Source organism: Caballeronia sp. HLA56, assembly GCF_054655155.1.
The window spans coordinates 695,157-707,489 of sequence record NZ_BAAHOB010000003.1; the positions used below are offsets into that span (position 1 = coordinate 695,157).

The 12,333-nt window shown below is 60.6% G+C and carries 11 protein-coding genes; 1 reads left to right on the plus strand and 10 read right to left on the minus strand.

Annotated features, from left to right (window positions below; genetic code table 11):
* Window position 1: 1 nt before the first annotated feature.
* The 8 genes from ACYQ47_RS15095 to ACYQ47_RS15130 form a co-directional block, all read right to left on the minus strand.
* Window positions 2-3,922: a response regulator gene (locus tag ACYQ47_RS15095; RefSeq protein ID WP_459905929.1), complete on the minus strand. Its 3,921-nt coding sequence runs from the start codon at window positions 3,920-3,922 to the stop codon at window positions 2-4.
* Window positions 3,923-4,232: 310 nt separating this feature from the next.
* Window positions 4,233-4,880, minus strand: a complete 648-nt coding sequence (locus ACYQ47_RS15100) for a VC0807 family protein (RefSeq protein ID WP_459905840.1) — start codon at window positions 4,878-4,880, stop codon at window positions 4,233-4,235.
* A 71-nt stretch (window positions 4,881-4,951) separates the two neighbouring features.
* Window positions 4,952-5,620 (minus strand): RraA family protein, encoded by a 669-nt coding sequence (locus ACYQ47_RS15105; protein WP_250467980.1) that lies wholly within the window; start codon window positions 5,618-5,620, stop codon window positions 4,952-4,954.
* Window positions 5,617-6,657 (minus strand): amidohydrolase family protein, encoded by a 1,041-nt coding sequence (locus tag ACYQ47_RS15110; RefSeq protein WP_459905841.1) that lies wholly within the window; start codon window positions 6,655-6,657, stop codon window positions 5,617-5,619. The genes ACYQ47_RS15105 and ACYQ47_RS15110 overlap by 4 nt, the downstream gene beginning before the upstream one ends.
* A 19-nt stretch (window positions 6,658-6,676) precedes the next feature.
* A complete protein-coding gene (locus ACYQ47_RS15115) occupies window positions 6,677-8,029 on the minus strand; it encodes an MFS transporter (protein ID WP_459905842.1) in 1,353 nt (450 codons plus the stop codon).
* A gap of 137 nt (window positions 8,030-8,166) precedes the next feature.
* A complete protein-coding gene (locus ACYQ47_RS15120) occupies window positions 8,167-9,069 on the minus strand; it encodes a LysR family transcriptional regulator (RefSeq protein WP_250510556.1) in 903 nt (300 codons plus the stop codon).
* Window positions 9,070-9,163: 94 nt separating this feature from the next.
* Entirely contained in the window at window positions 9,164-9,466 is a 303-nt protein-coding gene (locus ACYQ47_RS15125; protein ID WP_309847759.1) for a hypothetical protein, read from the minus strand.
* A gap of 82 nt (window positions 9,467-9,548) precedes the next feature.
* Window positions 9,549-10,430, minus strand: a complete 882-nt coding sequence (locus ACYQ47_RS15130; RefSeq protein ID WP_459905844.1) for a LysR substrate-binding domain-containing protein — start codon at window positions 10,428-10,430, stop codon at window positions 9,549-9,551.
* An 88-nt stretch (window positions 10,431-10,518) separates the two neighbouring features.
* Between ACYQ47_RS15130 and ACYQ47_RS15135 the strand changes: the two genes are divergently transcribed.
* Entirely contained in the window at window positions 10,519-11,289 is a 771-nt protein-coding gene (locus tag ACYQ47_RS15135; protein WP_459905845.1) for a sulfite exporter TauE/SafE family protein, read from the plus strand.
* Window positions 11,290-11,440: 151 nt separating this feature from the next.
* Here the strand turns inward: ACYQ47_RS15135 and ACYQ47_RS15140 are convergent, their stop codons facing one another.
* The gene (locus ACYQ47_RS15140; protein ID WP_244831325.1) at window positions 11,441-11,944 is read right to left on the minus strand and encodes a hypothetical protein; all 504 of its coding nucleotides are present in this window, start codon (window positions 11,942-11,944) and stop codon (window positions 11,441-11,443) included.
* Between the two features lie 179 nt (window positions 11,945-12,123).
* Window positions 12,124-12,327: a cold-shock protein gene (locus ACYQ47_RS15145; protein ID WP_008347993.1), complete on the minus strand. Its 204-nt coding sequence runs from the start codon at window positions 12,325-12,327 to the stop codon at window positions 12,124-12,126.
* Window positions 12,328-12,333: the final 6 nt, after the last annotated feature.

A 12,333-nucleotide genomic window follows, 5' to 3' on the forward strand; every position in this document is an offset into this window, starting at 1 on the left:
ATCAGTCTTGCTCCAGCATGTCGCGCGCAAGTCTTGATGCGCGCTCAAAGTCGAGAGCGCGTACACGCGCAAGCAATTGTTCGAAGGCAACGCGCTGGTCATCCGGCGCTTGCGGCCACAAACTCTCGGACATTGCAATCGCTTGAAGATTCGATGAATCGAGCAACGCAACAATGTCGTTAAGGCGCGCGCGCCAGTCTTCGTCGGCAAGAGGCTGTATTTGCGGCTTCTCTTGCGTACTTGCATGCCTTTGCGGGAATGCTTGCGTGAGGCGCTCGACGCTCGTTGCAAGCAACTGCTGCATGCGCGCGAGTTGTGCGTCGATGGAGGCGAGCGAGCGCGCCGTATCGTCTGAGGCTTTGAGATCGTCTTCGAGCCGCGCAGCGAGCTTCGCCAATGCCGATGCGCCAACAGTGCCCGCGCTACCCTTAAGCGTATGCAGTACCGAAGCCACGCCCTGAACATCGCGCGCGGCAAGCCGTGCAACAAGCCGCGTCAGATGCTTGGCGGTCTGCGGTCCAAAGCCATCAATCGCGTTACGAATCAGATCATGATTGCCGCCGAATCGCGCGAGCAGCGACGCGGATGGCTCGACGATGTCATCGTCTTCCGCATGACTCGATGCCGCGTCTTCCACGACGGCTCGTGCACTGAGCACTGCCACCAACCGCTCGACATCGATCGGCTTGCCGACGTGATCGTTCATGCCCGCAGCGAGACAGGTGTCGCGATCCGCATTCGATGCATTCGCCGTCATCGCGATGATCGGCAACGCGCCGAAGCGGCCATCCGCACGTATCAGTCGGGTGGCTTCGAGTCCATCGAGGTCGGGCATCTGCACGTCCATCAGAACGGCGTCGAAGCGCGCGTTGCCGTGGAGCACGGCATTCACGCCTTCACGTCCGCTTTCCGCAAGCGTCACGGTGGCGCCTTCCGCGCGCAACAAACCTTCCGCGACTTGCCGGTTGAGCGCATTGTCTTCGACTACGAGCAGTTCGAGTCCGGCGAGACGCCGCTTGCGCGGCGCGCTTGCCGGGACAGGCAGTGCCTCTTTGTCGTTTGCATTCGATCTTGCCACGCGAATCGCGGCGACGAGTTGCTTGGGCGTGACCGGCTTGGTCAAAAAGCCGGCGAAGGGCGGCGCGCCGCCTTCTTGCGTTTCCCTCAGCACTTCGCGTCCGAAAGCGGTGACGAGCAACACGAGCGGCGGCGCGGCGCGGCCTTTCATCGTGTGGATCAGGCGTGCGGCATTCAAACCGTCGAGCCCTGGCATGCGCCAGTCCATCAGGGCAATGTCGTAAGGCTGGTTGTCGCGTGCCGCATCGCCGATGCGTTCCACGGCTTCGATGCCGCTCTCGACCACATCGGCGTGCCATCCCAGCGAGCGCACCGTGCGCAACAGGATTTCGCCCGCGATGGGGTTGTCGTCGGCGATCAGGAGGCGCACCGGATGATCGAAGTCGATGTCATCCGTTTGTATTTTGTGTACCGCCGATTGAATGCCGAATTCAATATCGAACCAGAAGCGGCTGCCCACGCCCACTTCGCTCTCTACCTGCAGTTCGCCGCCCATCATCGCGACGAGCCGTTTGCAGATCACGAGTCCGAGCCCGGAGCCGCCGAAACGGCGTGTAGTCGATGCTTCCGCTTGCGTGAAGCCTTCGAAAATGCGTTCGAGCTGAAGCGCGCTGATGCCGATGCCGCTATCGCTAACCGCCACGCGCACGCGCACCGACGCGTCTTTGACCGCTTCGATGCCATGCACGCTCACGACGATCTGCCCGGCCGTCGTGAACTTGAGCGCGTTGCCCGCAAGGTTGATGAGCACCTGCTGCAGGCGAAAGCCGTCGCCCAAGAGCGTGTCGGGCAATTCCGGGTCGAGGTCGAACAGTACTTCCACGTCCTTCGTGCCTTGATTACCGGAGAGTACGACACCGAGTTCTTCCATCAGCTTTTCAGGCTCGAACGGATGACTGTCGAGTTGCAGCTTGCCTGCTTCGATCTTCGAATAATCGAGAATGTCGTTGAGCAGGTTGAGGAGCGACTTGGCTGCGGTTTCGGCTTTGCTCACGTAGTCTTGCTGACGACGATTGAGCGAAGTCAGTTGCACCAGATGCAGCATGCCGAGGACCGCATTCATCGGCGTACGGATCTCGTGGCTCATGTTGGCGAGGAAGGTGGATTTGGCCGCGCTCGCTGCATCGGCCTGTTCCTTCGCGTGACGCAGGTGGTATTCGAGTTCGTATTGATCGGTGACGTCGTAATTTACGCCGGTCATCGAGACGGCGCGGCCGCTCGCATCGCGTTGAATGCGCAGTCCGCTCTGAATGCGCCGGATCGCGCCATTCGCCAGAACGATGCGAAAGGGCGGCATGACGACAGGCGCTCCGTCGATGGCCGCCTGCAGACTTTGCAGCGTCGCGTCACGATCGTCCGGGTGGATGCGCTGCTGCCAGTGCTCGATATTCAATCCGTGGTCGAGTAGTTCGGGCGGATAGCCGTAAATCTCGAACATGCGCGGCGTCCAGTGCAGCCGCCCGGTAACGATGTCCCATGACCAGATACCGAGTTCGGCGATATCGGCCGCGAGCAACAGCTGGTCGCGCGCATCGGCGAGTTCACTGCGCTCCTTCTTTTGCCGCGAGATGTCCGTAATGACGCATACAAAATGCAAAGCGCCATCTAGTTGCATCGCGCCCGTGGAGACATGAGCGGGGAACGACGTGCCGTCCTTGCGAAGTCCGGCGAGTTCGCCATTCGCCGTGGGCACGCCGGTGCCCGTAGTGAATTGCGTTATGTATTCGTTATACGTTTCGAGCCAGGCCGGCGGCACGAGCAGGCGGATGTTCTGTCCGATCAGTTCGCTTGCGGCATAGCCGAAGACCTTCTCTCCCGCCGTGTTGAACGAGCGAATCGCGCCGCGTTCGTCGACGGTGATGATCGGGTTGATCGCCGTATCGAGTACGGTTCGGGTAGTGGCAAGACTGCGCGCGAGCTCCTGCTCGATCTTGATGCGGCTCGTAATCTGCCGCACGATCTTGAAGCCGAACAGCGCGAGCGCAAGTGCCAGCAATGCGGTGACCGCCGCGTGCCAAAGCGTGTCGCGCCACCACGGCGCGATGATCTCGTCACGCGAGAGCGCCGCCGCCACGAAAAGCGGGTAATCCTCGAGCTCGCGGTAACTGTTCAGACGCGTGACGCCATCCTGCGACGAACTGGTTATGAAGCTTCCTGAGCGGCTATCGGCGCGATGCATGCGAAAGAGCGTCGTGTCGACCATGCTCTTACCGACGAAACGGTCCTCGAACGGTCGGCGCACGATCATCGCGCCGTCATTCGAAACCAGCGCCGCCGCGCCGCCCTGGCCGAGGTCGAGACTGTCGTAGAAGCGCGAGAAGAAGGCCACGTCGATGGTGGCGAGCGCCACGCCGGCGAAGCTGCCGTCGGGCGCATCGATGCGCCGCGATATCGGCACGATCCACTTGCCGGACGAGCGGCTCTTCACCGGCAAGCCGATATGCGGCCCGCGCCCGGTGTGCGTGCGATGGTATTCAAAATACTCGCGGTCGGCATTGTTGAAACGTTGGCTGAGCGCCGGGCGCGAGTTGACGAGCCACGCGCCGTTTTTGTCGTAGATGAAAAGACCGTTGAGTTGAGGCAACTGTTCGACCCGCGTCACGAGCGAGCGATGCAGCCGTTCGAGCGCGGCCGGTTCGGTGCCTTCCTGCTCGACACGTTCGACCATGCCAATGAGCGTGGTATCGGCTTCCTTGAAGGTGTCGTTTGCATGCTGCGCCATGGCGCGCGCGAGGTTGGCCGTGGCCGTGGTCATTTCTTCGAGCTGCACGCGCCGTGCGGCAACGCTGCGCCACACGTCGGTGCCGATCAGCAGGACACAGACGGCCACGATGAAGGCCGTCATCCTGAAAGTGAGGGATTGGCGACTGGACACGCCGGAATCTCCGTTTAAGCGAGTGCCAATGGCGCAGGCCGGGGTTCTGTTCTGAACGCTGCCGTATCTTATCGTGCCATTTCGGAGGAGACCGTCGAGGGGCGGGCCTGGCGTGTACGGGGTCGTGCGCGGTTATCCGACATGTTTACGGCAGCCACAGGAAAAATCTTGATGGCGGTTTGTCCGGGCATCGGTAAAAAGAAGGAATCGTGTTTTGCATGCAGCATGCATGGTGCCGCCATGCTGTATGCGGCATGCAAAATTCCAGGCGCGAGCACGTTCAGCCAAGCAAGCCATCCCGCGACGGATCGCCTCCACGCTGCCGATTGACGAGTCGTCCCCGAAACCAGAACGTCCATGCGAGCAGACTGCCATAGATTGCGTAGCTGATGAAAGGCGAGACGACGAGGTAGCGTTCGACGGGCCAGTTCCACGCTAACCAGAACCGCAACGCCGTTTCGATGGACAGTCCAACGCCCCAGACGAGCGTCATGAGTCGCAATGAGTCGCGCAGCGTTGCGCTGTCGCGCCAGTAACCCTCGAAATGTTCGGCGCCGCCTTTCTGTTGGCGAGCGACGGTCGCGCGCGCGAGATAGAAGATCAGTGGACGCTCGAACAGCATCGACACGAGGAATACGACGCCCGTCGCGCCCGACGCAAGCGATTCGCGCACGAGCAGGATGCGCGGACTACCGCCGAGCGCGAGCAAAACGATAGAGAGAGCAATGCCGAACAGCACCAGCGCGGAGACAGCATCGACGCGCCGTGAGCGCGTGAACTCGAATAGGCTCCATGCAAGTGGTGGCGCGGCGGACGCATAGAGCGCGCCGACGTTACCCCAATGCGGCAGGGCGAGGCGATATGCAACCCACGGCAGCAGCAGGTTGGCGACGAGTTCCAGTGCCAGTGCAGGTTTGATCTTTTTCATGGACTCATGACGTGACGCCTTCGCGATGAGGCGGCGTTGAGCCCGAGTATAGAAGATCGCGACCGGCTGTTTCAGCCCTTCATCGACCGTTCGAGTTGCGCGGCAATCCAGCTTCGGTCGAACGTGCCTTCAGCGATGGATCGCAAAGCCTGTGCTTCTTTTTGCTCGGTCTGACGCGCGCGCTCGATCACATCGGCTGCATCGGCTTGTGCGATGGCGAGCACGCCGTCTTCATCGCCGACGATGATATCGCCCGGATACACGACCATGCCGCCCACCGTCACCGGCACGTTGATCTCACCGGGTCCGTTCTTATAAGGCCCACGATGCGTCACGCCGCGTGCATACACTGGAAAATCGCGCGAACGCAATGAAGCGACATCGCGGATCGCGCCGTCGATGACGAGGCCCACAATGCCGATGCTCTCTGCATAGCTCGACATGATGTCGCCCATCAACGCTTGCGTGAGTTCTCCGCCGCCGTCGATCACGAGGACGTCGCCGGGGCGGCAAAAGTCGAACGCGCGATGAATCATCAGATTGTCGCCGGGTCGCGTGCGCACCGTGACAGCCGTGCCCGCCAGCGTGTTTGGCCGATGATAAGGCGTGAGTCCTATCGTGCCCGAACTGCGAGCCATGCTGTCGGAGAGAAGCGATACCGCAAGCGACTTCAATGCCGCGAGCACTTCGGGACTTGCCTGCGCGGCAGATTCATTCTGCCGCCATCCGGGGGCGTTCATTGCGAGACTCCTTGCCGTGAGCTTTGACGTGCGATTTGTGAATCGAGACGCGCATAAACAATGCGCGCGTTGTGCTCAAAGATACGCTGCCGGTCTTCATCCGCGAGCCATGTAATGCCGTCGATATAGCGGCGCGTATCGTCGTAGTGATGACCCGTTTCTGGATCGATACCCTGCACCGCGCCGATCGTCTCCGAAGCGAAAAGGATGTTCTTCGCCGGAATGACCTTGGCAAGCAACTCGGCGCCAGGCTGGTGATAAACGCAGGTATCGAAGAACACGTTGTTGAGCAAATGCTCATCGAGACGCGGCTGCTTCATGTCTTGCGCCAGCCCGCGATAACGTCCCCAGTGATACGGCACCGCGCCGCCGCCGTGCGGAATGATGAACTTCAGCGTCGGAAAGTCCTTGAAGAGATTACCCGCCAGCAACTGCATGAACACCGAGGTATCGCCGTTGATGTAGTGCGCGCCCGTCGCATGAAAGTTGGGATTGCACGATGACGACACGTGGATCATCGCAGGCACGTCGAGTTCGACGAGCGCTTCGTAGAGCGGATACCAGTGGCGGTCGGTCATCGGCAAACCGGACCAGTGACCGCCCGAAGGATCGGGATTGAGATTGCAGCCGATGAAGCCCATCTCTTCGACACAGCGTCGCAACTCGGCAATGCAATTTGCAGGATCGACGCCCGGTGCCTGAGGCAACTGACATACGCCGATGAATTGCCGCGGGAACAGCGACACCACGCGATGAATGAGGTCGTTGCATTCCTTCGACCATGCTTCGTTGGCGCTTGCATCGCCGAGATGGTGGCCCATGCCGGCCGCACGCGGCGAGAAGATCGTAAGGTCGATACCGCGTCCGCCCTGCACGCGTAATTGCCCGTTTTGGATGGTTTCGCGTATTTGGTCGTCGCTGATCGATGGACGAGGCGGCACGGGCACGCCGTCCTTCAGCGCGGCGATCTGCTTCGTACGCCAGGCTTCGTGTTCTGGCGGTGACGTGGTGTAGTGACCGTGACAATCGATGATCATGGAATGAGTCTCGCGATGTTTAAAGCGTTTGTTGGGCGCGGCGAGGCGTGGTACTGGCTTCGTCTTCTGGCGGACGTACACGCATCACGAGCGCGATGATCGTCGCGACCACGAGAAACGCGGCGATGCTGACGAGCGCGAACTTGAAGCTGCCCGTTGCGTTGCGCACGAGCCCGATGCTCCACGGTCCCACGAGACCGCCAAACTGCGCGATGGTATTGATGAGCGCAATGGTCGCCGCGCCTGCCGCACCCGTGCGAAACGAAGCAGCGAGACTCCAGAACAACGGATTGCCCGCATAGATGAAGAGGCCAGTCACGCACAGAAGCGCATAAGCAACGATCGGCGAGGGCGCATAAGCGCTCCCTGCAATAGCGATGGCGCTCATGCCATAGACGAAGGCCAGATGCTTCTTGCGGTCGCCCGTGCGGTCAGAACTGCGGCTGATGAGAAAGGTGCCGAGCACGCCGAAGAGCGGAGGTGCAGCAGAAAGAAACCCCACTTCGATATTCGACAGATGGCCGAGGCTCTTCACGATTTGCGGCAGCCAAAGAAAGAGTCCATAGATGCCAACGAGCGCGCAGCCAAAGAGACATGCAAGGCTCCACACGCGAATATCGGCGGCTACACGCCACATCGAAACATGACCGCTGCCACCAAGCGCCGCGCGTTCCGTTTCGAGCGTGCCTTCGAGCCAGTGCTTTTCTTCAGCGGTGAGCCAGTCGGCATCGGCGGGACGTTCCTGCATCACGCGCAACGTAATGATGCCGAGAAGAATGGCGGGCACGCCTTCGCAAATGAACATCCACTGCCAGCCTTGCAGACCGAGAATGTCGTTGCCGTAGGTCATGAGCGTCGTCGAGATCGGTCCACCCAGCACCGCTGAAAACGAGCCTGCGATGATATAGCCGCCCACTGCACGCGCCCGATAACGTTCGGGGAACCACTTGGTCAAATACACGGCGACGCCCGGCAAAAAACCTGCTTCCATCACGCCGAGCAGAAAACGTACGGTGTAGAAGGTCGTATCGTTGAAGACGAACGCAGTGGCCGCCGCGACCGCGCCCCATGTGATCAGAATACGTGCAAGCCAGCGTCGCGCGCCGACCTTATGCAGGAGCAAGTTGCTCGGCACTTCGAGCAGCATGTAGCCGACGAAGAACACGCTGCCCGCAAAGCCGAAAACCGCTGGACTGAAGTTCAGCGCGCGATTCATATCGAGCGCTGCAAAGCCGATGTTGATGCGGTCGAGATAGTTGAAGAACATCATCGCGAAGAGCAACGGCATCAGGCGGCGATACACCTTGGCCATGGTCGCTTTCGCTATAGGGGAGTCGCTCGTGGCTATTGCTGCGTTCGTTGGCTGAATCATGTCGTCTCCATGCCGCGCTTGCTCGATGCAGGCGTCTTTGCAATCCGCGCTCCTGTTTGCAGAGCGCAAGGGACATGATAGGGACGTGAGCCGTCCTCCGTCCAACACGGATTGCGCATGCTTCTATGCGTTTTAGCTTATAGCGCGCTGTCAGCGTGAGCTTCGTTCGGCAGGCAAGCGAGAAACGCTTGCAGATGCGGCGAGCTGTCATCTTCACGAAAGCTCGCTGTCAACGATGTGATCTGACTCGCGCCCGGTCCCGTGAGATGCTTGCACACGACGTCGGCGCGCCCATGCCGCGCCACCGATTCACCGACATACGTTACGCCAAGGCCCGCGGCCACGAGTGCAATCGCGGTCTGAATCTCGTAGGCTTCATGTCCGACAATGGGCGTGATGCCGGCGTCGCGATAGAGCGTGGCGATGAAGCGCGGAAACTGCGCAGCCGGATGCTTCGGATAGACAATGAGCGGCGATGTCGCGAGGTCATCCACGCGCACGCTATCACGTTCGGCGAACGCATGATCGACGGGCAGAACCGCCATCACGCGCTCATGCAGCAGGATGCGTCTCGTGCAGCCAGGACGTTCGGGTGCTTGTCTGCCAATGCCGATATGAATGCGTGCATCGCGCAGTGCATCGGCTTGCTCCTCGGTGAGCATCTCGAAGAGCTTGAGTTCGACCTTCGGATAAGCCGCATGGAAGGCCTTCAACGCGGGCGGCAAGACGCTGTACATCGCCGAACGCGTAAAGCCGACGGAGAGCCAGCCATGCGTGCCGGCATCGATCGCCCGCACGCCTTGAGTCGCTTGTTCGCAATGGTCGAGAATTTGGCGCGCTTCGGTATAAAAATAACTGCCCGCTTCGGTAAGCCGCAAGGGACGGCTTCCACGATCGACGAGCTGACTGCCAAGGCGTTCCTCTAGCGCGCGAATCTGCTGGCTTAACGCAGGCTGCGCGATATGCAAACGCTCGGCCGCGCGGCTGAAGTTCAGTTCTTCAGCTAGCACGATAAAGCATTGCAGTCCCCGTAGATTCATTGCAAAAAGGCTCCCCAGGCTCCCGCTTCCGATTGATGGCATCGCTCATGATAAAGGGGAGCCGCATTGAGAGCCCGGGAAATGTGCCTTGCAATTATCTGGACGGCGGCGTGCCACCCGTACCCGGCAGAACATGTGGTCCGCCTGTGACAGGAGTGGGCGTATTAGCGGTATTTGCCGCGTTTGCGGCATTCGCGGAATTCGCTTGCCCGTTCGAATATCCCGGCGACGACTTCGGCTGCTTCGGCTGAAGCGACTGATTGATAACGCCGATCTGCCCGAGCTTCTGCGCCGCGCGATTGTCGGCCTGCGCGGCTGTGGTGACGGCAAGGCTTGCCGTGCCGACGACAAACGCCATTGCAATGCGCCATGGCATACCGTTGCGATGATTTCTCATGATGACCTCCTTCAAGCGGCTGTCTGCAAGAATCAGACAACCTACTGATAGCATGCGCAAGGATTGCGCCCAGCATACTGCATTACGTATGCAACATCAGTTGCTGCGCGAGAAGTGACGCGTGCGGCGTGAGCGCATTGAAGGCGCGCGCGCACAGATGCAGGCGTCGCGTTGCCCACGGTTCGGAAAGCGGCACGACGGCAAGACCCGGCCTTCGAACGAGCTCTGCGGATGCTTGCGACAGAATCGCCAAGCCAATGCCCGCTTCCACTAGCATCGCCACGTTGTCGATACTGCGCATATGAATGCGGTATTCAAGCTGGCGTCCGAGCCGCGACGCGCGTTCGGCAAGATGCATTTCGAGCGCGGCATCGGCAAGACCGACAAATGCATCGCCGACAATCTCCGCAAAGGCCACTGCGTGCTCATTCGCCATGCGATGCGCACGGTTCATCATCACCACAAGCTGATCTTCCGCCACGAGATGCGTCTGCAGATTGCCGAGGTCCGTGAAGTCCGCGACGATGCCCAGATCCGCACGTCCTTCCGCTACGGCTTGCACGATTTCGGCGCTAGGCCGTTCATCGAGATCGATGGAGAGATCGGGATAAGCCGCAAGGAAGCGCGCAAGCCGCGGCGGCAGAAACGCCGCGAGCGCAGCGGTATTCGACAGCAACCTGATGCGTCCTTTGAGACCTGTTGCATAAGTGCGCAACTCGCCGCGCATCTGCTCGACTTGAGCAAGGATCATCCGTGCATGGCGCGCGAAGGCATCGCCTGCGGCAGTGGTCTGCACGCCGCGTCGATTGCGTTCGAAGAGTGACGCGCCGAGCGCGGACTCCATGCCCGCGATGCGCTCACTCGCCGATGCCAGCGCGAGATGCATGGCCTGTGCGCCCGCCGTAATGCTGCCACGCTCGATCACGGTCAGAAATAGCCGCATGTCGGTCAGGTCGAAGCGCATGTTTGTCTCCGGTCGCTTCGGTTGAGCCGAAGTCTCGCATTGGAAAAGCCAGATTGTATGCGCGCTCACGCGACGCTAGCATCGGGCGATGGAACCTCTTCTGATCGTCATTGGCGCGGGCTTTCTGGCGGGAGCGATGAACGCGCTTGCCGGTGGCGGCTCGTTCGTCAGTCTGCCCGCCCTGATCGCCGCGGGCTTGCCACCGGTTCAGGCGAATGCGTCGTCCACGGTCGCGCTGTTTCCAGGCGGCCTGGTGAGCGCGTGGGCGTATCGTGATGGCCTCGCGCCAGTCGGCTCGGTTGCGATCCGCAAGATGCTCGTCGTGACGCTTATCGGCGGCTTGGCGGGCGCGGCGCTCTTGCTCTGTACCTCATCCAGAACCTTTTCGTTTGTCCTGCCGTGGCTCTTGTTGTGCGCGAGCCTTGCGCTGGCATTCGGCCGCAAATTCGGTGAGGTATTGCGACGGCGGTTTCGTATCGGCGCGGGTGCGGTGTTGTCGATTCAATTCGTGCTTGGCGTCTATGGCGGCTACTTTGGCGGCGCAGTGGGGATCATGATGATGGCTGTGTGGGGCCTTTTTGACTCGCGCGACCTCAAAAGCCTCAATGCGCCACGCACTTTGCTCGTGAGCGCGGCGAATTCGGTCGCGGTGCTGACCTTCGCGGCGGCACAAGCGGTGCGTTGGCCGGAAACGATCGCGATGCTCGTCGCTGCCATTGCAGGTGGATACGGCGGCGCGCAAGTGGGACGCCGCGCGCCGCCCGCTGTGATTCGCGCCGGTACGATGCTGGTGAGCGCTGGCATCACGATCGCATTCTTTATACGAACGTACGGCCCGATGTTGGCGCATCGGGCCTGATGCGTCCGTTTACTCGATGGGAGAGCCGCCATGATCGATGCCTTGCTCGAAACCCTGGGAGCGCTTTCGGTGCTGGCCAGCGTGGCGGCAAAAATCGCGTGGGCGGGTGACGCGCGCGCGCACGCTCTGCAATCAGCGCCGTCAAAGCCGCTCAATGCCCGCCAGTTTGAAGCGGCGGCAGGCCGAGCGGTTTCTTCGCGGCTTCATAAGCACGCACGAAGCGCGGATCGTCGCCGAGTTCGCGCGCCATCCACTTCGACAAATCCGTGCCGCAGGCGGGGTTCGCCATGTCGGTGAAGCAGGCACCGTTCGCGGGCATCATGCTTGCGGCCCAATAGAAGCTGAAGAGCGTCTGTTTCTCGGCCGGTTCCATGCCGATGGCATTGGGATCGGCGCCCGACAGCCATCGGTCGAGCTTTGCTTCGAGCGTGGCTTCCGTGTCCTGCTTGTCGTAAGAAAACACATATCCGCCGCCTGCCTGCGCGGTATGGAAGTCGTTCATGACGATTGCATTGACGAAGCGCGCGGCACGAGCGTTTGGCACATAGCCTTCGGCGTAGGCGCTTGCGGTCAAAAACCACAGCAGCGCGAGCAATGCATTTGTTGTGTACCGCGTCGATACGCGGCCGATTTGTCGATTGCTTCGCGAGTTCACGCAAGTAACGAGGATGGTTTTTGGGCAGATGAGGCGAACTTCGAAGGCTCGCGTCGGCTGGCGCTGATTCTACTGAGTTATTAAGAAAACTGACGGCGACGCGCCTAAGATTTTGTGGCGTTTCCAATGAAAAACGGCCCCGAAGGGCCGTTCCTGCGCTAAGGCGAGATCAGCAGCTATTACAGCGGCTGGATCGTCGAAGCTTGCTTGCCCTTAGGGCCTTGCTTGACTTCGAAGCTCACCTTCTGGTTCTCCTGGAGCGACTTGAAACCCTTTGACTGGATTTCGGAGAAATGTGCAAACAGGTCTTCGCCGCCGTCATCCGGCGTGATGAAACCAAAACCCTTTGCATCGTTGAACCACTTAACAGTACCTGTTGCCATTTGTCC